26 protein-coding genes are annotated in these 22,270 nt (G+C 72.4%); 11 read left to right on the top strand and 15 right to left on the bottom strand.

Annotated elements, in window-relative coordinates; translation table 11 throughout:
- Positions 1 to 9: 9 nt before the first annotated feature.
- The 13 genes from O1W71_RS13360 to O1W71_RS13300 form a co-directional block, all read right to left on the bottom strand.
- Complete coding sequence (locus tag O1W71_RS13360; RefSeq protein WP_269268328.1) at positions 10 to 1,473, bottom strand: flagellar hook-length control protein FliK; 1,464 nt, start codon at positions 1,471 to 1,473, stop codon at positions 10 to 12.
- Positions 1,470 to 1,928: a hypothetical protein gene (locus O1W71_RS13355; RefSeq protein ID WP_269268327.1), complete on the bottom strand. Its 459-nt coding sequence runs from the start codon at positions 1,926 to 1,928 to the stop codon at positions 1,470 to 1,472. The genes O1W71_RS13360 and O1W71_RS13355 overlap by 4 nt, the downstream gene beginning before the upstream one ends.
- Complete coding sequence (locus tag O1W71_RS13350) at positions 1,925 to 3,244, bottom strand: FliI/YscN family ATPase (protein WP_269268326.1); 1,320 nt, start codon at positions 3,242 to 3,244, stop codon at positions 1,925 to 1,927. The genes O1W71_RS13355 and O1W71_RS13350 overlap by 4 nt, the downstream gene beginning before the upstream one ends.
- Positions 3,241 to 3,876, bottom strand: coding sequence for a FliH/SctL family protein (locus O1W71_RS13345; protein WP_269268325.1), 636 nt, complete (start codon positions 3,874 to 3,876; stop codon positions 3,241 to 3,243). The genes O1W71_RS13350 and O1W71_RS13345 overlap by 4 nt, the downstream gene beginning before the upstream one ends.
- The gene (fliG, locus tag O1W71_RS13340) at positions 3,866 to 4,867 is read right to left on the bottom strand and encodes a flagellar motor switch protein FliG (RefSeq protein ID WP_112615215.1); all 1,002 of its coding nucleotides are present in this window, start codon (positions 4,865 to 4,867) and stop codon (positions 3,866 to 3,868) included. The genes O1W71_RS13345 and fliG overlap by 11 nt, the downstream gene beginning before the upstream one ends.
- Positions 4,864 to 6,489: a flagellar basal-body MS-ring/collar protein FliF gene (gene fliF, locus O1W71_RS13335; RefSeq protein ID WP_269268324.1), complete on the bottom strand. Its 1,626-nt coding sequence runs from the start codon at positions 6,487 to 6,489 to the stop codon at positions 4,864 to 4,866. Before fliF ends, fliG begins: the two co-directional genes overlap by 4 nt.
- Complete coding sequence (fliE, locus tag O1W71_RS13330) at positions 6,489 to 6,794, bottom strand: flagellar hook-basal body complex protein FliE (protein ID WP_269268323.1); 306 nt, start codon at positions 6,792 to 6,794, stop codon at positions 6,489 to 6,491. The genes fliF and fliE overlap by 1 nt, the downstream gene beginning before the upstream one ends.
- Positions 6,794 to 7,186 (bottom strand): flagellar basal body rod protein FlgC, encoded by a 393-nt coding sequence (locus tag O1W71_RS13325; protein ID WP_023953675.1) that lies wholly within the window; start codon positions 7,184 to 7,186, stop codon positions 6,794 to 6,796. The genes fliE and O1W71_RS13325 overlap by 1 nt, the downstream gene beginning before the upstream one ends.
- Positions 7,183 to 7,524, bottom strand: coding sequence for a flagellar basal body rod protein FlgB (locus O1W71_RS13320; RefSeq protein WP_023953676.1), 342 nt, complete (start codon positions 7,522 to 7,524; stop codon positions 7,183 to 7,185). The genes O1W71_RS13325 and O1W71_RS13320 overlap by 4 nt, the downstream gene beginning before the upstream one ends.
- Before the next feature lie 126 nt (positions 7,525 to 7,650).
- Positions 7,651 to 7,911, bottom strand: a complete 261-nt coding sequence (locus O1W71_RS13315; RefSeq protein WP_269268322.1) for a hypothetical protein — start codon at positions 7,909 to 7,911, stop codon at positions 7,651 to 7,653.
- Positions 7,908 to 8,285: a flagellar export chaperone FliS gene (fliS, locus tag O1W71_RS13310; RefSeq protein WP_112615207.1), complete on the bottom strand. Its 378-nt coding sequence runs from the start codon at positions 8,283 to 8,285 to the stop codon at positions 7,908 to 7,910. The genes O1W71_RS13315 and fliS overlap by 4 nt, the downstream gene beginning before the upstream one ends.
- A complete protein-coding gene (gene fliD, locus O1W71_RS13305) occupies positions 8,282 to 9,661 on the bottom strand; it encodes a flagellar filament capping protein FliD (protein ID WP_269268321.1) in 1,380 nt (459 codons plus the stop codon). The genes fliS and fliD overlap by 4 nt, the downstream gene beginning before the upstream one ends.
- A 93-nt stretch (positions 9,662 to 9,754) precedes the next feature.
- Positions 9,755 to 10,555, bottom strand: a complete 801-nt coding sequence (locus tag O1W71_RS13300; protein WP_442924498.1) for a sigma-70 family RNA polymerase sigma factor — start codon at positions 10,553 to 10,555, stop codon at positions 9,755 to 9,757.
- 241 nt (positions 10,556 to 10,796) lie between these two features.
- On the opposite strand from O1W71_RS13300, the gene flgN reads away from it, so the two are divergent.
- The 4 genes from flgN to O1W71_RS13280 are packed head-to-tail and all read left to right on the top strand — an operon-like array spanning position 10,797 to position 13,951.
- Positions 10,797 to 11,279 (top strand): flagellar export chaperone FlgN, encoded by a 483-nt coding sequence (gene flgN / locus O1W71_RS13295; protein WP_036304750.1) that lies wholly within the window; start codon positions 10,797 to 10,799, stop codon positions 11,277 to 11,279.
- An 8-nt stretch (positions 11,280 to 11,287) separates the two neighbouring features.
- Positions 11,288 to 12,691: a flagellar hook-associated protein FlgK gene (gene flgK, locus O1W71_RS13290; protein WP_269268319.1), complete on the top strand. Its 1,404-nt coding sequence runs from the start codon at positions 11,288 to 11,290 to the stop codon at positions 12,689 to 12,691.
- Between the two features lie 13 nt (positions 12,692 to 12,704).
- Positions 12,705 to 13,586, top strand: coding sequence for a flagellin N-terminal helical domain-containing protein (locus O1W71_RS13285; RefSeq protein WP_269268318.1), 882 nt, complete (start codon positions 12,705 to 12,707; stop codon positions 13,584 to 13,586).
- Positions 13,583 to 13,951, top strand: coding sequence for a flagellar assembly protein FliW (locus tag O1W71_RS13280; RefSeq protein WP_112615199.1), 369 nt, complete (start codon positions 13,583 to 13,585; stop codon positions 13,949 to 13,951). Before O1W71_RS13285 ends, O1W71_RS13280 begins: the two co-directional genes overlap by 4 nt.
- A 17-nt stretch (positions 13,952 to 13,968) precedes the next feature.
- Here the strand turns inward: O1W71_RS13280 and O1W71_RS13275 are convergent, their stop codons facing one another.
- Positions 13,969 to 15,045, bottom strand: a complete 1,077-nt coding sequence (locus tag O1W71_RS13275; protein ID WP_269268317.1) for a sugar-transfer associated ATP-grasp domain-containing protein — start codon at positions 15,043 to 15,045, stop codon at positions 13,969 to 13,971.
- 96 nt (positions 15,046 to 15,141) lie between these two features.
- Positions 15,142 to 16,017: a flagellin N-terminal helical domain-containing protein gene (locus O1W71_RS13270; RefSeq protein WP_269268316.1), complete on the bottom strand. Its 876-nt coding sequence runs from the start codon at positions 16,015 to 16,017 to the stop codon at positions 15,142 to 15,144.
- A gap of 72 nt (positions 16,018 to 16,089) precedes the next feature.
- Here O1W71_RS13270 and O1W71_RS13265 point away from each other — a divergent pair, with 72 nt between their 5' ends.
- Genes O1W71_RS13265 through O1W71_RS13235 form a run of 7 tightly spaced genes read left to right on the top strand, consistent with a single transcriptional unit; the run spans position 16,090 to position 22,268 of the window.
- Positions 16,090 to 16,944, top strand: a complete 855-nt coding sequence (locus O1W71_RS13265) for a metal ABC transporter ATP-binding protein (RefSeq protein WP_269268315.1) — start codon at positions 16,090 to 16,092, stop codon at positions 16,942 to 16,944.
- Positions 16,941 to 17,822 carry a metal ABC transporter permease gene (locus tag O1W71_RS13260; protein WP_269268314.1) on the top strand — a complete coding sequence of 294 codons (882 nt, stop codon included), beginning with the start codon at positions 16,941 to 16,943 and terminating at the stop codon, positions 17,820 to 17,822. Before O1W71_RS13265 ends, O1W71_RS13260 begins: the two co-directional genes overlap by 4 nt.
- A 10-nt stretch (positions 17,823 to 17,832) precedes the next feature.
- Positions 17,833 to 18,249, top strand: coding sequence for a Fur family transcriptional regulator (locus O1W71_RS13255; RefSeq protein WP_023953689.1), 417 nt, complete (start codon positions 17,833 to 17,835; stop codon positions 18,247 to 18,249).
- Positions 18,227 to 19,246, top strand: a complete 1,020-nt coding sequence (locus O1W71_RS13250) for a permease (protein ID WP_269268311.1) — start codon at positions 18,227 to 18,229, stop codon at positions 19,244 to 19,246. The genes O1W71_RS13255 and O1W71_RS13250 overlap by 23 nt, the downstream gene beginning before the upstream one ends.
- Complete coding sequence (locus tag O1W71_RS13245; RefSeq protein WP_269268310.1) at positions 19,239 to 20,162, top strand: TIGR03943 family putative permease subunit; 924 nt, start codon at positions 19,239 to 19,241, stop codon at positions 20,160 to 20,162. The genes O1W71_RS13250 and O1W71_RS13245 overlap by 8 nt, the downstream gene beginning before the upstream one ends.
- Positions 20,152 to 21,582 carry a hypothetical protein gene (locus O1W71_RS13240; protein ID WP_269268309.1) on the top strand — a complete coding sequence of 477 codons (1,431 nt, stop codon included), beginning with the start codon at positions 20,152 to 20,154 and terminating at the stop codon, positions 21,580 to 21,582. The genes O1W71_RS13245 and O1W71_RS13240 overlap by 11 nt, the downstream gene beginning before the upstream one ends.
- Positions 21,558 to 22,268 carry a DNA-3-methyladenine glycosylase gene (locus tag O1W71_RS13235; RefSeq protein WP_269268308.1) on the top strand — a complete coding sequence of 237 codons (711 nt, stop codon included), beginning with the start codon at positions 21,558 to 21,560 and terminating at the stop codon, positions 22,266 to 22,268. The genes O1W71_RS13240 and O1W71_RS13235 overlap by 25 nt, the downstream gene beginning before the upstream one ends.
- Positions 22,269 to 22,270: the final 2 nt, after the last annotated feature.

Raw genomic sequence — 22,270 nt, 5'->3', positions numbered from 1 at the left:
TTCTCCGATTCAGGCGTAGAGGTCGATGCGACCGGCCTCGAGAGGCGCGGGATGGGCGGGGTCGTCCGTGCGGTCCGCGGGAGCGGCAGGCCAGGCGGGCCCGTGACCGGGGCGCCCGCCGCTGCCCGGGTCGTCGGCGGGCTGCTGCGGCGTCCGGCCGGATGCGCCGCCGTCCGACGGGTGGCCGCCCGACCCGCCTGCTCCGCCCGCCGCCGCGTGCTGTGCCGGGGTGGGGAGCTGCGACGACGCCCGTGACGGATCGTCGTCCGGGGTCAGGCTCACGGACGAGAAGGGGGCGAGCACGGCGAGCTCGCGGCGCAGGTCGCCGAGGACCGCCCGGATCGCGTCGTGCGCCGCCGCCGTGCCCGAGCTCAGCTCGACGGTGATGGACGACCCGGAGATGTGCGCCGTGACGGTGATCGGTCCGAGGCTCTCGGGCGAGACCCGCAGCACCATGGTGCGGCGGCCGGGCTCGGCGGCGACGAGCGAGAGGACGGGGCCGCGCAGCTGAGGCGCGAGGGCCGGCGCGGATTGCGCATGAGCGCCTTGCGTGGGCGTGGGCGTGGGCGTGGGCGCAGGCGCGGACTGAGCCGGGCCGGGCTGAGCGGGCGCGGGCTGCGAACCGGGCGTCGGCGTCACGGATGCCGTTGCGGACACGTCCGCGGATCCCGGCACGGGCTCCGGCGCGGTCCGCGCCGTCGGCGCGGCCACGGCGGGGATCGTGCTCGCTGCGTCCGGCGGTGACGCGCTCATGGCTGCGGGTGTCGCCCCGGCGGACGTCGTCTCTCGTGCTGTCGTCTTCTCGGGCGCCGTCGTCGGGGCTGCGTCGGTCGCCGTCGCCATCGCGGCTGCTGTCTCCGTCGCGGCTGCCGTCGCTGCTGTCGCCGTCGCGGTTGCCGTCTCCGCCGTCGCTGTCGTCTTCGGCGCTGTCGGCGCATCTGCCGTCACCCCTACCGCTGGCGCGCCCGTTGTTCCTCCCAGCGCTCCTCCTGCCAGCGCTCCTCCGGCCATCGGTGTCGCGCGATCGGCGCCGACCGGCACAGTCCCGGTCGACGGCAGCGTCTCGGCGCCGAGTTCTCTGCTTGTCATCCCCGCAAGCGGACCCGCATCATCCGAGACCCCGATGCCCGACATTCCGCCCGTGGGCCCGGCGCCTGTGCCCGCACCCATGACGGCGAGCAGCGCTGCCGCATCGCCCGTTGCCGCGTCCGCGTCGTCGTCGAGAGCTGCCGCCTCCGCCGCGTCGGACGAGTCGATGCCGAATACCCCGCCGAATGCCCCGCCGCCCGCTCCGACGCCGGCCCCGGCAGCGTCCACTCCGCCCACGGGCACCGCGACCGCGGCCTGCCCGGCGAGCACGAGCGCGAAGGCATCCGATGCCGTCGCGCCGTCGCCCCCGTCGTTCGAGGCTCCGCCGCCCCGCGGACGCACCGCAGGGCTCGTCGTTCCGAGCGCGAGGCCCCACAGACTCATGACGCCCCCTCTGTCCGGTCCGGCGCGTCCGGTGCGCCCGACGTCCCGCTCGCCGAGCGCAGCGCGATCTCGTCGAGAACGGCCTGCTCGGCGGCATCCCGTCTGGCGCGTTCCCGTTCGTGGAACGCATCGGCCAGCCGCTCGATGCCTCGCTCGGCCCGGCGGGCGTCGTCGAGGCCCGCGCGAGCCGCGTCGACTTCCGCGCGCTGCGCTCGCCGGAGCGTGTCGAGGTCGGTCAGCAGGCTGCGCGCGGCCACACGGCTGGCGGCGAGGGCCGCGAGCGTGCGGATGTCGCCGGGCGTCTCGGCCGACGTCGTCAGAGCCGCCCGCAGCTGCCGGTCGCGCGCCTCGGTGCGCTGCTCCTCCATCGCGGCGCGCGAGAGGTGCGCCGCCGCGGCACGCTGCTGGATGCCGCGGATGCGCAGCAGCCCGGCCAGGGGGAAGCCCCGCTTCATGAGACGTCCCCGAACGATGCGACGAGCTCCCCGAGGCGGCGCCACGACTCGGCGGCGGGGGAGCGGTCGTCGAGGTCCTGCCGGAGGAAGGCGTCGATCGCCCGCGCCGAGGCGACGGCGGCATCGACCCGCGGGTTCGCTCCGGACTGGTACGCGCCGACGCCGATGAGGTCCTGCGCCTCCTGGCGTGCCGCGAGCACGGCCCGCAGCGTCGTCGCGAGGCGTCGCTGATCACCGGTCGCGACCTTGCCCGCGAGCCGGGACACCGATCCGAGTACGTCGATCGCGGGGTGGTGCCCGGTGACGGCGAGCGTCCGGTCGAGCACGAGGTGTCCGTCGAGGATCGAGCGCACGGTGTCGGCGACGGGCTCGTTGTGGTCGTCTCCCTCGACGAGCACCGTGTAGATGCCCGTGATCGAGCCGTGCCGGTCGGTGCCGGCGCGCTCGAGCAGCCGCGCGAGCACGGGGAAGGTCGAGGGCGGGTAGCCGCGGGTCGCGGGCGGTTCGCCGGCGGCCAGTCCGATCTCGCGCTGCGCCATGGCAACGCGGGTCAGCGAGTCCATCATGAGCACGACGTGCTGACCGTCGTCGCGGAACGACTCGGCGATGCGCGTGGCGGTCGAGGCCGCCCGCAGGCGCGCCATGGCGGGCTGATCGGAAGTCGAGACGACGACGACCGAGCGTGCGAGCCCCTCCGGCCCGAGATCGTCCTCGAGGAACTCGCGCACCTCGCGGCCGCGCTCGCCGACGAGCGCGATGACGTTGGCCGAGGCCGAGGACCCCCGCGCGATCATCGACAGCAGGGAGGACTTGCCGACGCCAGATCCGGCGAACAGCCCCACGCGCTGGCCGCGGCCGAGCGGCGTGAGGGTGTCGATCGCGCGCACGCCCGTGATGAGCGGCTCGGTGATGCGCTCGCGTCCCATCGCCGAGGGAGGCGCATGGTCGAGGTCGACGTGAGGCGCGACGAGAGGGCCGCGACCGTCGATGGGTCGGCCGCGCCCGTCGAGCACGCGCCCGAGCACGGCGGCGCCGACCGGCACGCGGGCGCGGCCGGAAAGAGCGCGGGCCGTGTCGCCGACGCGCAGTCCGTCGGTGACGCCGAGCGGCATGCAGCGCAGGATGCCACGGTCCGCGGCGACGACTTCCGCGGGGATGCCGGCGGCCCCGCGATCGGCCGTCCCGCCGAGTTCGACCAGGTCGCCGACGGCCCCGTGCACGCCGCGGATGTCGACACCGAGCCCGACGATGCGCGAGACCGTGCCGGTCCTCAGCGGACGCGCCGCCTCGATCACCGCCGGCCAGCCCCCGCTCACGCGCTCTCCTCGAGAGCCCGGCGGGCCCGCGCGAACGCGGCGGCGATCCGCAGGTCGATCGCGCCATCGGCGAGACGGATCGTCGCGTCGCCGGGCGCGAGTCCCGGGTCGACCTCGACCTCGACCGATCGCGGCAGCGTGGCGGTCCCGCTCACGGCGGCATTCGCGGCGCCGGTGAGGATCGCCGCGTCCGCGGGGGAGAGCCGGACCACGGGCGCCTCCGCAGCCTCGAGGTCCGAAACCGCGTTCCCCACGCGCGCCGCGGTCGTGAGCGCCGCGCGCACGGGGTCGGACAGCTCGCGCTCGACGATCGCCTGCGCCAGCTCGATCGCCATCGCGTGGAGCTCGGCGACGACAGGCGCCGTCAGTTCGGTTGCGCGGGCGTCGAACCGGGCGGACGCGCGCTCGAGCGCCGCGACGGCGGCAGCCACGCGCGCCCGGGCGGCTGCGTCCGCCGCCTGCTCCCGTTCGGCACGTTCCGCTGCCTCGCGTTCGGCGTGGGCCGCGGCCTGCCGCATCCCCTCGGCGTACCCGGCGGCGTGACCGCGGGCGCGGGCCCGATCGCGTTCCTCGGTGAGAGCCGGGCCCGACAGTCGGGGGATCTCGAGGCGGGTGAAGGCGTCAGACGACATACTCCTCCTCGACCCGTTGCACCCGGATGTCGCCGGCGGCCTCGAGCTCGCGGATCGTCCGGACGATCGCCGCGCGCGCCTCCTCGACCTGCGAGACGCGGACGGTGCCGAGCAGACGCGACTCCTCCTGCAGCGCCTCGCGGTTGCGCTCGGTCATATTGCGGAGGATCACGTCGGCCACCGGGCCCGACGAGCCCTTCAGCGCCAGAGCGAGCACACGGACGTCGATGCCGCGCAGCACGCGCTGGGCGTCGCGATCGTCGAGCACGACGATGTCGGCGAAGGTGAACATGCGCGAGCGGATGTCTTCGGCCAGGGCGCTGTCGCGGGCCTCGATGCTCGCGAGCAGGGCCTTCTCGACGGTCGCATCCGACCGGTTGATGATGTCGACGAGGGGCTGCACGCCGCCGAGGGTCTCGCGGGCGTCGCGAGTGGTCAGCGCCCCCGAGCGAGCGCGCAGCGCGGTGGCGACGACGGCGACGGCATCCTGTGTCGCGGTTCCCATCGTCGCGATCGCCTGCGCGACATCGGTGCGGGCGGGGTCGGTGATCTCGGCCAGGACGGCCGCGGCACGCTCCACCGGCAGGTGCGCGATGACGAGCGCGACGGTCTGGGGCAGCTCGCCGTCGAGGATGCTCGCCACCTGGGCCGGCTCGACGGCGGTGAGGAACTCGAACGACGAGCTCGTCATCGACGACGACACCTTCGTCAGCACACCGGCGGCGCGCTCGGGGCCGAGCGAAGCCTCCAGCAGTCCCGTCGCGAGGTCTCGCCCGCCGCGGACGGGCGGCAGGTGTCCCCGCACGACCCGCTGGAAGTCGGTCAGGGCATCGCGCGTGGTCTCGAGGTCGAGGTCGCGCAGCCGGATGATCTCCGCCGCGATCGCCTCGGCCTCGTCGTCGGAGAGGTGCTTGAGGACTTCGACGGCCTGCGCCCGGTCGAGGTTCATGATGACGACGGCAGCCGTCTGGGTCCCGGTGAGCTCGCTCATGCGTCGGTCGAGTCCCGGACGAGCCGGCGCAGCAGGTCGGCGGTGCGGGCGGGGTCGCGGCGGGCGAAGTCGCCGATCTCGGCGCGTCGGCGGTCGAGGGCGACCTGCACGGGCTCCGGGTCGGGCTCCGGCTCGGGATCGACCGACATCGCGGGCAGGGGGACCGTCGGCGCCTCGTCGAGGAGCGGGGTCGCGAGGCCCCGGGTGAGGGCGTCGAACCGATCGAGCGGCTCGTCGACCGGCGTGAGCGTCATGACCGACTCCGCCTCGGCGGCAGCGCGCCGGCGGCGGGCGATCACCAGGCCCGCGATCGTCGCGCCGACCAGTCCGAGCACGACGACGACGGCGATGATCGCGGTGCGGAGCGTCTCGGCGGCGCGCTCGGCCTCCTCCGCCTCGCGCGCGGCGTCGAGTGCCGCCTGGGCGGCCGCGGCGCCCTGATCGCTGAAGGCGACGAGCTCGACGGTCACCTGGTCGCCGCGGGCGCGGTCGATGCCGGCGGCCGACGTCACGAGGGCCTCGAGCTGCGCGACGTCGACGACATCGGTGCCGTCGGCGTTGACCGCGACGGCGACGGTCTGCCGCGCGACGGCCCCCGCCGGCGTCGAGGTGCTCTCGACGGTCTTGTTCACGACGTTCGAGCGATTGGTCTGGGTCGACTCGTAGGTGCCCGCGCCGCCGACTCCCGCCGGAAGCTCCGTGCCCAGCACGCCGGTCTGACCCCCGGTGCCCGTGTAGGTCTCGGTGCTCGACTCCTCGGTGGCCGGCAGGGCACCTTCGACCGGCGTGTAGGTCTCGTCGACGCGCTCGGTCGCGGCCTGCTGCATCTCGGCGGCGACTGACACGGTCGCATTGCCGGTGCCGAGCACGGTGTCGAGCATCTGCTGCACGCTGGCGGCCATGCGGGTCTCGTAGGCCCCCGCCTGCTGGTCGGCGTTGCGCGTGCCATCGCCGCCGATCGCCGAAAGGGTGCGCCCGGCGGCATCCACGACCGCGACGTTCTCGGGCTTCATCCCGCTGACGGCCGCCGAGGTGAGGTGCACGATCGCCTCGACCTGCTCGGGCGGCAGCGCGACTCCGCGGGAGGTCTCGATGAAGACGGATGCCGTGGGCTCGACCTTCTGCGAGACGAACACGCTCTCCTCGGGCAGCGCGAGCTGCACCGAGGCCGTCGTCACGTTCTCGAGGGCGCCGATCGTGCGGGCGAGCTCGCCCTCGATCGCGCGCTTGTAGGTGACCGACTGCTGGAACTCCGAGCTGGTCACGCCCATCTTGTCGAAGAGCGAGTACCCCGACGACTCGGCGCTGGGAAGTCCGGCCGCGGCCGCGGCGAGGCGCTGCTCGTACACCGCGGTCTCGGGCACGAGCACGGTCGAGCCGCCGTCGGTCAGCTCGTAGGGGATCGAGCCCGAGCGCAGCTGCTCGACCACGGCGCTGGCGTCCGAGGCCGACAGACCCGAGAACAGCGGGGTGAGGGTCGGACGCGACATCCAGCTCGCCAGGGCGAACACGCCCATCGCGAGCACCGCGATGCCGATGATCGCGATCGTGCGCTGAGCCAGGGTGAACCCGGCGATGGTCGTGCGCAGGCGCGTCCAGAGCGACGTGACGGCGGCGGGCATCAGGCCTGCATCCGCATGATGTCGTTGAACGCCTCGATGCCCTTGTTGCGTACGGCGGCGACGAGCTCGAGGGTCACCGACGCGCGCGACGACGCGATCATCGCGGAGTGGATGTCGTCGAGGTCACCGGTGACGGCCGCGACGGCCAGCTCGTTCGACGTCGACTGCATCGCGCGGAGCTCGTCGACGGCGCCGGTGATGCTCGCGCCGAAGTCGGCGCCGTCGGTCTGCTGGGGCGGGCGGGTGCTCGACGTGAGAGCGGATGCGGCCGCGCCCAGGGCGTCGATGCCCGACAGCGGCGGCATCAGCGGCGTCCGATCTGGAGGGCGGCTTCGTAGGTCGTCTTCGCACGGTCGACGACCGCCGCGTTGGCCTGATAGCCGCGCTGCGCGAGGATCAGGTGGCTCATCTGCTCGCCGAGATCGATGTCGGGGTAGCGCACGTAGCCGTCGGCGTCGGCGAGCGGATTGTTGGGCTCGTGCACGAGCCGGCCCTCCGTGCCGCCCCAGACGGCGCCCGCGACGCGCACGCCGCCGGGATCGCCGGCCGACTCGACCGCGATGTAGCGCTGGCGGAACGCGTCGTCGCCGGGCGCGACGGCGGTGTTGATGTTGGCGATGTTGTCGCTGAGCGCGTCGAGCCAGGTGCGGTGGGCCGTCAGGCCTGACCCGGCGATGCCGATGGCGTCGAAGGTCATGAGGTCCTCATCGCGGTCTGGAGCGAGCTGAAGGTGCCGCCCACGGCCTGCGCTGCGAACTGGTACCGCAGCACCGCCTCGATGTTGGCGAGCGTCTCGGTGTCGAGGTTGACGTTGTTGCCGTTCAGTCGGGTGGGGGCGGTCGACTCGCGGACGGTCGCCGTCACGGCGCCGTCGCCGCGCTCGACCGAGCGAGCCAGAGCGCTCTCGAAGCTGACGACCTTGGCCCGGTAGCCGGAGGTGTTGACGTTCGCGATGTTGTCCGCGATGGCGCGCTGGCGCTCGGCGAGGCCCGAGAGGGCGCTCGTGAGCGCGGTGGTGGTCACAGATTCGAGCACGAAGGCGTCTTCCGTCGAACGATGTGGCCGATCCCTGGCCGATGGATGAGCGATCCGTGCTCAGCATCCCCTATCGGCCGCCGCAGCGACGCCGTTAGACGGGCATCCGGCGATCCGCGCGCCCGGTCAGCCGTCGACGTCGAGGTAGACGGCGTCCGGCTGTGACTGCGGGATGCGATCGAGAGCGTCGAGGTGTCCGCGCAGGGCGTCCCGTTCGGCGCGCAACGCCCGCGCGCGATCGGCCTGCGCGCGCAGGATCGCCCGGGCCCGGTCTTCGAGGTGCGCCGGGATCGGGCCGAGATTCGCGGGCGCGTGCCACGGCTGAGCCGGGGAGGTGTCTGCAGCGAGCTCCGCCTCGAGCCCGTCGAGCAGGTCGGACCAGGTCACGCGGGCGCCGCTTCCGCCGCGCCGTGCCACGCCTCGCGCAGGGGGGCGATGAGATCGCGGCATTCACGGGTGCGCTCGGGATCGCGCCCGATGTTCGCCCCGATGAGCGTGCGGGTGATGTAGTCGTAGACGGCCCGGAGCGCCGCCGATCCGCTCCAGCTGTCGTCGAGCGAGCCGGTCAGCTCGACGAGGATCCGCTGCGCGTGCTGCAGCTGCTCGTTGGCCGTCTGCCAGTCTCCCGACCGCTGCGCCGCCTCGCCGCGTTCGACGTCGAGGAGCAGCCGGTCGAACAGGAGCGTGACGAGGCGCGACGGGCTTGCCGAGAGGATCGTCTCTTCGCGGTAGCGCTGCTGGGCGCGGAGGGCGGCGTTCACTTCTTCGCCGTTCCCGACAGGGCCGACAGCTGCGACTCGAGGTACGACGACTGGGTCTGCAGCCGCGAGAGCATCGTCTCCATCGAGGCGTAGGTCCGCTCGAGGGTCGCTCGCCGCTGCTCGAGCCGCAGGTCCCAGCGCGCCAGCTGCTCGCCGAGCATCTTCACCTCGGACTCCTGCCCCGTGATGCGGGCCGTGAGCAGGCCGTCGTACTTGTCGGAGTAACGCTCGGCGACGTCCTGGACCCGCGCCGCGACCCCCGCGAAGACCTGCTGCACGCCGGCGGGGTCGTCGGCGAGTGCTTTCGTGAACGCCTCCTGGTCGAAGGTCAGCGCGCCCCATCGGTCGACGCTCAGGCCCATCGTCGAGGGGGCGACCCCGTCGAGCGGCAGCTGCACGGCGCCGGTGAGCGCCTGGTGGAGCGCGCGCACGGTGCTGTCACCCGTGAACACGCCGAGGGTCGTCTGCTGGCCCGGGGTCGTGGCGGCCGTGGCGGTGGACCCGCGGGCGATGCCCGCCAGCAGCGTGCCGATCTGGGTGACGAACGCCTTCGCGGCGGCCGCGCTGCCATCGGCGTCCGCGGCCACGGTGACCGAGACCGGCGTGGCCGCGGCCCGGGTCACCGTCACGTCGACGCCGGCGAACAGGGACCTGAAGGTGTTGCTCGCCGAGGTCACGGTCTGCTCGGCGGCGGTTCCCGCCCACAGACGCACCTGCGCATCCGCGCCCACCGTCACGATCGCCGATCCGGGTTCCGTGGCGAGGTCGCTCGCCGTGCCTGCCGCGACCGCTGCCGCGTCGCCGCGGAACACCTGGAACGTGTTCTCGGCGCCCGTCTCGGTCGCGGTGATCTGCAGGCGCCACAGGGCCTGGCCGTCAGCATCGACGCCCGCCGACACCGCCGACGCGATGATGCCGGTGCCGGTCGCGCTCAGCGCGTGGGCGATGTCGGCTGCGGCGCCCGACGTCGGGCGGATCTCGACGGGCTCGCCGTCGGCGCCGAGCACCGTGAAGACGAGCGGATCGTCCGTTGCCGAGCCGAAGGCCCCCGTGACGACGCTGTGCGCGGTGGCGACGCGATCGACGACGACATCGGCGCGCAGGACCGGGGCCCCCGCGGATGCCGTCACCGTGAGGCTGTCGTCGGAGCTCGTCGCCGTCCGCTGCAGGAGCGCCGTCGGGCCGGCGGCATCCTTCGCCTTCGTCGCCAGGGACTGCAGCGACGCATTGAGCGACTGCAGCTGGGCGATGACGGCTTTGCGGTCGTCGGACTTGGCGCTGAGGATCGTCCGCGGCAAGCGCTCGACGTTCATGAGCGCGTCGATGATCGCCTTGGTGTCGAGTTTCGAGGCGAGGCCGTCGATCGAGATCGCCATGTGCCCGTCCTGTCGTTCGTCGGTGCGGCCGCGTGCGTGCCGTCCGTTCGCTCTATCGACCGTGCGGGCGGGATCGTTAGCCGGCGCGACGCGTCAGAGCGCGACGGATGCCGCCGGCGCCACGCCGCGGCCGCTGCGGGGCATCATCGCGGTGATGCGGGCGAAGTACGCCTCGCGCGTCTCGACCGAGACCCGTGAGATGGGTTCGGCCTGCTCCTCGGCCGCGAACCGTTCCAGGGCGTCGCGGAGCAGCCGGATGGCTTCGGCACGCTGCTGCGAGACGGCGGAGTGCGAGACGCCCAGCTCGGCCGCGATCTCCTTGACGGGGCGCTCGTCGATGTAGACAGCCTGGACGATGGCCCTCATACGCTCGGGGAGAGCCGCCACGGCGCGCTCGAGCACGTCGCGCCGTTCGCGGAGCACGGCGGCCTCGTCGGGCAGGACCATCGGGCTCGGCACCTCGAGCGCCGTCGCGTCGTCGATGCTCGTGACCGTGCGCGCCGCGTCGTCGAGGGCTTCGACGACCGCGGCACGCGGCAGGCCCATCGTGGCCGCGATCTCGTCGACACCGGCGACACGGCCGAGGCGAGCGGTCAGGGTGTCGCGGACGGCCGTGGTCTCCTTGATGCGTTTGCGGATGCCGCGCGAGGCCCAGTCCATGGATCGCATCTCATCGGCGAACGCGCCGAGGATGCGGCGCCGTGCGTACGCGCCGAAGGGGACACCGAGGGCGGGGTCGAACGCGTCGGCGGCCGTCACGAGGGCGAGGGCGCCGACCGACGCCAGCTCCTCCAGCGGCACGTGCGTGGCCCGCGAGTGCAGATCCCGCGCCAGATAGCCCACGAGGGGCAGGTTCTCTTCGATGAGTCGATTGCGTTCCGCGTGACCGAGGATGTGCAAGGGGGGGCCTCTCTCGTGGCGTGCACCCGCTCCCGCGGCCCGAATTCGCGGAAGCCGTCACGCCGGCTGAGGCCATCATAAGCAAAATGAGAAACATCTCATACGGAATCCTGAGCAGATGTAACGGGATCGACTCAACGGCCGATAGACGAGGATGATCGCTTCAGAACGGTTCGTCGGAAGAGCGAGTCGTTCGATGCGGTCCATGGGGGGCTGCTCAGGTAAGGGGGACACCTTGGGAGCTAATGAACTGTCGATGCAGCTGTGGCGCGAACGCGAGCTGCTCGAGATGCTGATCTTCAAACTCGAGGAGCAGCGCCTGCTGCTCGAGGCCGGGAACACGCGCTGGATCCATCTCGCGTCGCGCGAGATCGAGCGCGTCCTGGAGGAGCTGCGCGAGTCGGGCCTCGGCCGTGACGTCGAGGTGGCCGCCGTCGCGCGCGAGTGGGGTGTGCCCGAAGCCGCCACGCTGTCGGAGCTGCTCGATTCGGCCCCGACCGGCACGTGGCGGGATGTCTTCGCCGAGCACCGCGCCGCGCTCACCGAACGCATGGCCGAGGTCTCGCAGCTGAAAGAGGCGAACGAGACGCACCTGCGCGCAGCCAGTCGCGCAGTGGACGAGACGCTCGCCGGACTCGAGTCCGGGACGGGCGAGTACACCACCGGCGGTGGGCGAGTCCGCGAGGACACCGCGCGCATCGTCGACCGGGAGATGTGAGGACGCAGATGTCGACATTCAGCGGGTTGGGGACGGCGGCGAGTGCGCTCGCCGCGGCGCGGCGCGGGATGGACCTCGCGGGACAGAACGTCGCCAACCAGCTGACGCCCGGATACACGCGGCAGCGGCTGGAGACGTCCGCGGTCGCGCCACCCGCGGGCGCGACGCGCTTCGGACCGGTCGCCGGCCAGGGCGTCTCCGTCGACGGGATCGCGCGGCTGGGCGATGCGGTGCTCGATGCGCGGGTCCGCGACACCCTCGCGGCATCCGGCTACTGGTCCGCGCGTGCGCAGGCCGCGGTGCGCGCCGAGGCCTCGCTCGCCGAGCCGGGCAAGAACGGCCTCGCCGACCAGCTCTCGCAGCTGTGGACCGCATGGCAGGACCTGTCGAACGCTCCCGACTCCACGGCGGCGGCCGCCGCCGTCGTGACCCGGGGTGAGACCCTCGTCGCACGGATCGGCGACGGATACCGCTCCGTCGCCGAACAGTGGTCGTCGGCGCGCGACGCCGCCGAGCTGACGGTCGATCAGATCAACGCCGCCGCGGCCGAGATCGCCGAGCTCAACGCCGGGATCCGCGAGGTCGGCGTCGCGGGCGGCTCCGCGAACGAGCTCATCGACCGGCGGAACCTGCTCGCGCAGACCGTCTCGCGGCTCTCCGGCGCCGTCGGCACGGTGGAGTCCGACGGCACCCTCACCCTGCGGGTCGACGGGAACGCCCTCGTCTCGGGCACGCGAGCCCGCGAGCTCGAGGTCAGCGGTCCCCGCTCCATCGGCGCGGACGAGCCGGTCGTGCTCGCCTGGCGCGAGCCCGGTGCTCCGCCCGTCGGTGTCTCCAGCGGCGAGCTGGCCGGCACCCTGTCGGTGCTCGCGCCTGCCGAGTCCGGCGGAGTGCTGGCGGGGCTCGCGGCGTCGTACAACGACCTCGCGGCATCCCTCGCCACGACGGTGAACGCGCAGCACCGGCTCGGGTCGACCGCGTCGGGCGCGCCGGGCGGTGACTTCTTCGCCGTCGCGGCGGACACGCCCGCTGCGCTCGCGCTCAGCGTCGTACCCCGCGGCCGCGACGACTTGGCGATCGCCGCTCCCGGTGCCGGCGCTCTCGACGGCGGGAACGCCGACGCCCTGTCGGGCATCGGGAAGCGGTCCGACGGACCCGACGCGCTGTGGAGCGATGTCGTGTCGCGCCTCGCCGTCGCCACCGCCGCCGAGTCGGGACGGGCCGCGCGCGCCGAGACGACGGCGGTCGCCGCGGCGGCCGCGCAGCAGTCGGTCGCCGGCGTCGACAACGACGAGGAGACCATGAGCCTGCTGACGTATCAGACCGCCTACCAGGCGGCGGCTCGTGTGCTCACTGCCGTCGACGAAGCCCTCGACGTCCTCATCAACCGCACCGGCCTCGTCGGCCGCTGACACCCGGAGCGCCATGATCAGCCGAGTCACATCGCAGACGCTCGCGCAGTCCGCCCTGCGGAACCTGCAGTCGGGCCTGAACGACCTGTCCCGCCTCCAGAACCAGGCGACCTCGCAGCGGGCGTTCGCCGCCCCGTCCGACGACCCCGCCGCCGCGTCGGCCGCGCTCGACCTCCACGCGGCCCAGCACCGGAACGCCCAGTACGCGCGCAACATCGGCGACGGCCTCACTTGGGTGACGACCGTCGACAACGCCATCTCGGCCTCGACGTCACTGCTCGGGCGTGCGCGCGACCTCACCCTGCGCGGCGCGAACTCGGGGGCGCTCGACGCCAACGCGCGCGAGGCGATCGCGCTCGAGCTCGAGACCATCGCCGATGAGCTCTTCGCCCAGGCGAACACGACGCTGCTCGGACGCTCCGTCTTCGCCGGCACCACCGAGGGCAGCGCCTTCGCAGCCGACTTCGCGTTCGCGGGCGTGCCGGGCAGCGAGGTGCGCCGACGCGTCGCCGACGGCGAGACGGTGCGCGTCGACGCGAGCGGCGCGGAGGTGTTCGGCTCGGGCGAGGACTCGGTCTTCGCCCTGATCGGATCGATCGTCGCCGATCTGCGCGGCGGAGCCGACATGCGCGGCCGCATCGACCAGATCGACGACCGCATGAACGCGATGCTGGGGGTGCAGGGCACGGTGGGGGCGAGGCAGAATCAGATCATGCGAGCCAAAGACGCGGCGGCCGACGCGACGGTGTCCCTCGAGGCGCAGCGCGCGGCGGTCGAGGACATCGACACCGTCGAGGTGCTCGTCGCCCTGAAGTCGCAGGAGCTCGTCTACCAGTCCGCCCTCGCGGTCACCGCGCGGGTGATGCAGCCGACGCTGATGGACTTCCTCCGATGACCGCGCTCCAGTTCGTGACGCCGCCCCCCGGGCTGTCGCCGCACACGTCGTTCTCCCTCGACGAGGTCGACAGCGCCGGAGGCCTCTACGCGCTGACGGCCGCCGACGACCCGGGGGTGCGGCTGTTCGCCGTCGATCCGGGGGCCGTCATCGACGACTACGCGCCGACGCTCTCCGACGCGAACGTCGCCGACCTGGGACTGTCCGAGCCGGCGGATGCCCGGGTGCTCGTGGTGGCGCGGATGACGGACGAGGGCATCGGCGTGAATCTCCTCGCCCCCGTCGTGATCAACCGGCGCACCGGCGTCGCGGCGCAGGTCATCCTCGAGGGGCAGGACCTGCCCGTTCGGGCCCTGCTGGCCTGACCCCGGCCCGGCCCGTCTCAGGCCGCGGCGCGCGCCGCGGCCGTTCGCGGAAGCGATGACGCAGGCCCGGCGGCATCCGCATCGATCGCCGCGAGATAGCGCGGCTTGTGTCCCGTGCGGATCCCGGTCGCGCTCGGCTTGTTCTCGTAAACGCCCGCCGCCCAGTTGCCCTCGACCAGCACGGGGCCGGTCGGGGAGACCGCGATGTCCCAGCCGACGTAGCGCACCTGGGGCACGACGCGCGCGAGCCGGTCGACGAAATCGAGCACCTCGTCGAACATCGGCAGGCGGAAATCGGCGATGCGGATGCCGCTGTCGGGATGTGTCGGGTACACGCGGTCGTTCGAGTCGTAGCCGTCTCCCGTGGCGCGGCCGGTCTCGTCGAGCATCGCGTAGAAGCCGCCGAAGGCGTTCTGGTCGCTCACCGCGCCGCGGCCGAACTTCTGGGCCATGGCGAGCACGTGCGTCCGCTCGCCGTCGAAGTAGGTCGTCACGCGCGTCGTGTTGACGGTGCCGGGGCAGAGGGCCGCGAGTTCGTCGTGCTGGCGGATGACCTCTTCGACGAGTGTCTCGCCCCGCTCCAGCAGTCCGCGGTGGAACAGCGTCCAGTCGGTGACGTCGGGGGCGAGGTAGCGATGCACGCCGAGGCCTGCGCGTCCCATCGGCTCCTTCGTGACGATCGTGCCGTGCCGCAGTGCGAAGGCGCGCACGTCGTCGACATTGTCGGCAGTCACGACCAGCCACTCGCGCTGCAGGTGCGGGGCGAAGGTGTCGTTGAAGGCGATCTTGTCGTGGAAGAGGTGCCGGTAGGCCGGATCGTCGAACCGCACTGCGAGGCGGTGCGAGACGGGGCTCGTCATGTAGGTCGCGCGCTCAGCGCGCGTGAGCATGGCGAAGTCGTAGTCGATGTAGTCCTGGAACCCGACGCCCCGCGCCCCGGCCTGCCAGAGCATGTCGACGACGACGCCGAGCGTGCTGCGGCCGTGCCGCTGTCCGGCCCGCCGCGCGCGGGCGACGAGGCTGCTCGGGTTGACGCGTCGAGCCCGCTCCCACAGGAAGGGGAGACCGGGCGTCAGGGTTCGGGGGGATGTCATCGGGTTCCTCGTGTGGTTCTCAGGCGCGTTCCCGCGGTGCGCCCGCGACGGCGATGGGTCCTGCGTCGGGCGGCGCAGGACCCACCGTCGCGAGGCTTACCGGAGCAGCTGGAGCACGCCCTGGTTGGCCTGGTTCGCCTGCGCGAGCATGGCGGTGCCCGCCTGCGACAGGATGTTCGCCGCGGTGTACTTGACCATCTCGGCCGCCATGTCGGTGTCGCGGATGCGGCTGTTGGCCGCCGACAGGTTCTCCGCCGACACGTTCAGGCTGTTGATGGCCGACTCGAAGCGGTTCTGCGAGGCACCGAGGCTCGACCGGGCGGTCGAGATTCCGTTGATCGCAGCGTCGATCTTGTCGATCGTCGCGCGCGCCGCTGCATTGTCCGTGGTCGGCGGCGTCGCCGTGGCGTCGCCCTTGACAACGAAACCAGCGCCGACGGCGGTGCCGTCAGCCGAGGCGAGGTCGCCCAGGATGTCGGACACGTCCGCGAGATCGATCGTGATCGCGTCGTTCTCCGTGCCGCCCGCGCCGACCTGGAACGTCAGCGAGCCCTCCTTGAGCAGGTCGATGCCGTTGAAGTTGGTCGACTCGGCGATACGGCGCAGCTCGAGGCTGAGCTCACCGGCCTCCTTCGAGATGGCGGCGCGGGAATTCTCGTTGTTCGAGCCGTTGCCGCCCTGGACAGCCAAGTCGCGCATGCGCTGGAGGATCGAGTGGACCTCCGTCAGGGCGCCTTCCGCGGTCTGGATGACCGAGATGCCGTCCTGAGCGTTGCGCGCGGCGACGTTGAGCCCGTTGACCTGAGACTTCAGGCCCTCCGAGATCGCGAGGCCGGCGGCGTCGTCCGCGGCGCGGTTGATGCGCAGACCGCTCGAGAGCTTCTCGAGCGACTTCGACACATCGTTCTGCGTGCTGGACAGGTTGCGGTAGGCGTTGAGCGCGCCCACGTTGGTGGCGATCTGCATTCCCATGGTTCATTCCTCCGTGATTGGGATGAGCGGGAGCCCGTCCTGGGCTCCCGGAGCCCGTCCGTGGACTCCTGGATGCCTCTATCGGCCGCCGCGGCGCATCGGTTAGGCGAGTACGCTGACCCGGTGAGCCTGCTCGAGATCCGTGGTGCCGCGCTGCGGCGTTCCGGGCGTGAGCTGTGGAGCGGACTCGACCTCACCGTCGAACCGGGCGAGCTCATCGCGGTCCTCGGTCCGAGCGGTTCGGGCAAGACGACGCTGCTGCGGGCGATCCTCGGGCTGGAGCGGTTGAGTGAGGGATCCATCACCGCGCTCGGCCGACCGGTTAAGCACAAGGGCAATCGGTCGGTCGGCTACCTGCCGCAGGCGCGGCCGCTGCCGCGCGACACCGCGCTGCGCGCCCGCGACCTCGTCGCCCTCGGCGTCGACGGTCACCGCTTCGGTCTGCCGCTCCCGCGGAAGCGCGACCGCGAGCGCGTCGATCGCCTGCTCGACGGCGTCGGAGCGGCGTCCTTCGCCGATCGCCCCGTGGGGGTGCTGTCGGGAGGCGAGCAGCAACGCCTGCGCGTCGGCCAGGCTCTCGCCGACGACCCGCAGCTCCTGCTGTGCGACGAGCCGCTGACGAGCCTCGACCTGGCGAACCAGCAGGCCGTCGTCGGGCTCATCGATCAGCATCGGCGCTCGGGCGCCGGGGTGCTGCTCGTGACCCACGACATCAACCCGGTGCTCGGCAAGGTCGACCGCATCCTCTACATCGCGAACGGCCGCTTCACGCTCGGCACCCCGAAGGAGGTGCTGACCTCGCCCGTGCTCACCGACCTGTACGGCGCGCCGGTCTTCGTGCTGCGGGCGGGCGACCGGCTGGTCGTCGTCGGGGCCCCTGACGCCGACGCGTCGCACCACCACCACGACCACGGAGACCACGCATGAACTGGGCCGACGTCTGGGACGCGATGTTCGGCGGCCTCCCCGTCTACGGCGACATCCTCGCGCTCGTGCAGAACTCGGTCTGGGCCGGAGCCGTCCTCGGGCTCGTCGGCGGGCTCATCGGGGTCTTCGTGCTGCAGCGCGACATGGCCTTCGCCGTCCACGGCATCAGCGAGCTCTCTTTCGCGGGAGCCGCCGCCGCGCTCCTCATCGGCGTCGATGTGGTGACGGGATCGATCGTCGGGTCGATGATCGCCGCCGCCCTCATCGGGTGGCTCGGGTCGCGCGCCCGCGATCGCAACTCGATCATCGGCGTGCTCATGCCGTTCGGTCTGGGGCTCGGCATCCTGTTCCTCTCGCTCTACGACGGCCGCAGCGCCAACCGGTTCAGCCTGCTGACCGGACAGATCGTGTCGGTGCAGTCCGGTCAGCTGGGGTGGCTCATCGGCATCGGCGCGTTCGTGCTCATCGCCCTGCTGCTGATCTGGCGTCCGCTGCGCTTCGACTCGCTCGACCCGCAATCGGCCGCGGCGCGCGGGGTTCCGACGGTCGCCGTCTCGCTCGGGTTCATGCTGCTGCTCGGCCTCATCGTCGCCGTCGCGGTGCACATCATCGGCGCACTCCTCGTGATGGCGCTGCTCGTCACGCCCGCCGCCGCCGCTGTGCGGGTCGCGACGGGGGCCTTCACCGTTCCGCTGCTCGCCGCGCTGTTCGGGGTCGTCTCCGCTGTCGGCGGCATCCTGCTGGCGGTCGCGGGAACTCTGCCGGTCAGCCCCTACATCACGACCATCTCGTTCACGATCTACGTCGTGTGCCGCATCGTCGGCGCGCGCCGCGGACGGGTGCTTCGCACCCAGCCGACCCCGAGGCGCGCCGAGTAGACTCGCCGCCATGGCTCAGCGGAACACCTGGCAGCGCGAGCGCGTGCGCACGGCGCTGTCCGACGCCCGCGGGTTCGTCTCGGCCCAGGACCTTCACGCGTCGCTGCGCGACGACAACACCGGCATCGGATTGGCGACGGTCTACCGCGCCCTCGCGACCCTGGCCGCCTCGGGCGAGGCCGATCAGCTCCAGAGCCCCGACGGCGAGGCCATCTACCGGGCATGCTCGAGCGACGGTCACCACCACCACCTCATCTGCCGGTCCTGCGGTCTGACGGTCGAGATCCAGGCGTCGGATGTCGAGGAATGGGCGCACCGCACCGCTGCCGCCAACGGCTTCACGCAGGCCGAGCACATCGTCGACATCTTCGGCGTCTGCGCCGCGTGCTCCGCGGCCCGAGCCGATGAGAAGCGTGGCGGGGCCTAAGACCGCACGGCTCGCGCCCTCTCCCGCGACGCGTTCCGCCGTCGCGCTCGGGATCGGTGCGGCCGTCGTCGTCGCCCTCGTCGCGCTCGCGGCGCTCACTCCGGGGCCCGCGCTGCCGACGCGCGCGCAGGACGGGGTCACCCTCGGACTCAGCGTGCTCATCGAGTCGTTGCCGTTCGTCCTTCTCGGCGTCGTGCTGTCGATCATCGTGCAGGTGTGGGTGCCCCCGGGAGTCATCGAGCGCTGGATGCCGCGCCGGGCGTGGGCTCGCCGGGCCGTGCTCTCGCTGCTGGGAATGCTCATCCCCGTCTGCGAGTGCGGCAACCTGCCGTTCGCGCGCGGCCTCATGATCCGCGGTTTCTCGGTGCCCGAGACGATGACCTTCCTCATCGCGGCGCCGATCGTGAACCCCATCGTCATCATCACGACCCACCAGGCGTTCGGATTCGACGACGGCATCCTCATCGCCCGGCTTCTCGGCGGGTACGCCGTCGCGAACCTCATCGGGTGGCTGTACTCGCGGCATCCCGATCCCGACGGCCTGCTGACCGATCGGTTCCTCGCGGCCTGCGAGCTCGCGGCCGAGGACCCGGGCGGGAAGGGCCGCCGGAGCCTCGCCCAGTTCGTGGTCGAACTGCGGGCCGTGATGCCGGCGCTGATCCTCGGCTCGGCGATCGCGGGCGCCGTCCAGGTGCTGGTGCCGCGCGACACGCTGCTCGCGATCGGGTCGAACCCGGCCCTGTCGATCCTCGCGATGATCCTGCTCGCGATGATCGTGTCGATCTGCTCGAACGTCGACTCGTTCTTCGCCCTGTCGTTCGCCTCGACCTTCACGCCCGGCTCGATCGTGGCGTTCCTCCTCGTCGGCCCGCTCGTCGACGTGAAGATGCTCGCGCTCATGCGCACGACGTTCCGCTCGCGGGTGCTCGTCGCGCTCGTCGTGATCGTCGTCCTCTTCGCGATCGCCGTCGGAGGGATGGTGAACCTCCTTGCCTAAGTCATCGGCCCTGCTGACCCGGCTCTTCGGCGTCGGGCTCGCCGCCGCGCTCGCCGCGATCACGGTCACCCTCGCCGTCACGGGCCGTATCGGGCTCTACATCAATCCCGAGTCGGCCTGGTTCGCCGTCGGCATGTCGGTGCTCGGCCTCATCGGAGCCGTCGTGAGCTTCGCGCTGCCGCTCGGCGCCGAGGCCGATCACGGGCACGACCACGGCGAGCTGCACGGGCACGGACGCGAGCACTCGCACGAACACGAGCACTCGCACGAGCACGAACACATGCCGTCGGATGCGGTGCCGACCTCCCGTCGCGCCGCCCGCGCCGCGTCTCTCGCTGATGCCGCTGCTCTCGCCGGTGACACCAGTGCGCCCGGCGCCGCGGTCGCACCCGTGCGTCCGCGGCCCGACTGGCGGCTCGTACTGGGGTCCGCGGCTGCGGGAACCGGTGGGCTGCTCGCGACCGGCATCGTCGCGGTCGTCCTCGTGACGCCGCCGGCGACCCTGTCGGCCGAGCTCGCGATATCGCGCGACACGGGGACGCCGCCGCTGTTCCAGGGCGCCGACACGGTCGCGCTCGCGACGACCGGTGACACCTCGTCTTTCGGCGTCGGCGAGTGGGCGAGCGTCTTCGCGACGGCGACGAATCCGGAGGCCTTCGAAGGCGACGAGATCAGCCTGACCGGGTTCGTGACTCCGTCGAGCGCGGGAGGCTTCGGGCTGACGCGGCTCGTGATCACCCACTGCGTCATCGACGCGCAGCCCGCCAGCATCCCCATCGGCGAGACAGCCGACATCCCCGCGACGGGGGAGTGGGTCACCGTCACCGGCGTGATCCGCGACCGTGACGGCGCGCTCGTCGTCGAGGCCACGGGCGTGCAGTCCGTCGGCGAGCCCGAGGACCCCTATGAGTACTGATCGACGGGCCGGGGTCTCGCGCCGCGCGCGCACGCAGGAGCGCCGATCGCGGCGCTTCGTCGTCGCGATGGCGGCGGTGATCGGCGCGCTCGCGCTCGTCGGCGGAGCGAGCGGCGTGCTGACGACCGTTCAGGGGCCGCGGGCGACGGCGACGAGCGTCGACCCCCGGGCTGGGATCGAATCGGCGGGGTCGCGGCTGATCGTCACGACGACTCAGTCGCTCGAGGAGATCGATCCGGCGCAGGTGCACATCGAGCCGGCCGCGGAGTTCACCGTCGACACATCGGGGCGGCAGATCGGCATCCGATTCACCCTGCCGCTGCGGGACGAGACCGACTACACCGTGCGGATCGACGGCGTGCAGGGCCTCGGCGGAGGGCCGGCGGCGACGATCGAGGAGTCGTTCTCGACGCCGGCGCTCGAGACCTACATCCTGCAGCGCGGCGGCGACGAAGACACCATCTTCCGCACCGGGATCGACGGTGAGAATGCGGTGCCGGTGTTCGCGGATCCGCACATCGAGGACTTCCGCGCCACGTCGACGCATCTCGCGATCGTGACCGCCGATGACGAGGGCGTCTCGACGCTGATCGTCACGGACCGCGACGGCGAGGGCGCGCGCGAGCTCGGCCTGCCGGGTCGCGGGTTCGTGACCAACCTGCAGACCGCCGACCGCGGCGACCTCATCGGTTACACCTACACCGACGCGGGCATCGGGTCGGCGGGCGGTCTCGAGAGCGCCCTGTTCACCGCGTCTCTCGCCGACGCCAGCGCCGACGATGAGCCCACGCAGCTGCAGTTCGCCGGCGGTGACGCGCGCGTCGACGACTGGCGCTTCGTGCCGGGGACGGATGCCGTGCTCCTGCTCGGCTTCGACGGAGCCCTGACGCTCGTTTCAGCTGCCGGAGGCGAGCCGGTCTCGCTCGGCAATGCGATCACGATCGACGGAATCGCCCGCGGCTCGACGGAAGCCATCGTGCAGCGCGCGACCGGCCTCGTCGCGATCGATCTCGCGACGGCGGAGGAGCGGCCGTTGAGCGCCGCGGATGCCGCAGCCGGCGAGACCCAGTCGGTCACGGCGTTGCCCGGCAACGCGGATGAGACGCTGCGCGTGCTCTCGCGGCTCGACGGGTTCACGGTGCTGTCGACGACGGCTGCCGTCGTCGGAGCCGACGGTGCGACCCGCGACGTGTTCACGGTCGCGCCGGATGACCTGCTGCTGCACACGTGCGTGTCGCCGAGCAGCCGGTACGCCGCGTTCCTCATCGCGCCCGATGCGGTCTCGAACTCGTATGACGCGTATGCGCTACCGCTGCCTGAACGCGTGCAGACCCACATCGTCGACCTCGGCACCGGCGAGGAGGTGTCGGCGCTCACCGGTTTCGACATCTCGTGGTGCCAGAGCGCGCCGCGGCCGTGAGCGCCGGGTTCCATCCCGCGACCCGTGAGGAGCTCGCAGCGCTGCCCGTGCAGGTCGCGCCGCGCCTGCTCGGCGGGCTGCTCGTCGTCACAGTCGACGGTGCGCGCGTCGTCGCGCGGCTGACGGAGGTCGAGGCGTATCACGGTCGCGATACGGGAGACCTGCCCGACCCCGGGTCGCACGCGCGCATGGGTCAGACCGCGCGCAACGCCACGATGTGGGGCGAACCCGGCCACCTGTACGTCTATCTCAGTCACGGCATCCATTCGTGCGTCAACGTCGTCTGCGGGCCGGCCGGGGTTGCCGGCGGTGTGCTGCTGCGCGCCGCGGAGATCGTGGAGGGCGCGGATGTCGCCCAGCTGCGACGGGCTGCGGCTCGGACCCACCGGGATCTGGCTCGGGGGCCCGGGAGGCTCGGCGAGGCGGTCGGTCTGCGGCATCCTGCGCACGACGGCATCGACGCTGTTTCCGGGCACGAGCGCGCCGGCGCCGTCGCCCGCCTGCTGCTTCGGGACGAGCCGGAGCGCGACGTTCTCACGGGCCCGCGCGTCGGGGTGGCCGGTGTCGCGGGAACGGAGGCGTTCCCGTGGCGATTCTGGATCGCGGGTGACCCGACGGTCTCGCCGTTCCGCTGGGGGCGCGGTGCCGCCGAAGCAGCCGCAGAGGCCGGATCGTCCGCCCGCTGATC

The organism is Microbacterium sp. H37-C3, from assembly GCF_027157935.1.
In the GTDB taxonomy this organism is placed as follows: domain Bacteria; phylum Actinomycetota; class Actinomycetes; order Actinomycetales; family Microbacteriaceae; genus Microbacterium; species Microbacterium plantarum.
Note: the sequence above shows the minus strand (reverse complement) of the source record. Positions and strands in the feature narration are given on the sequence as shown.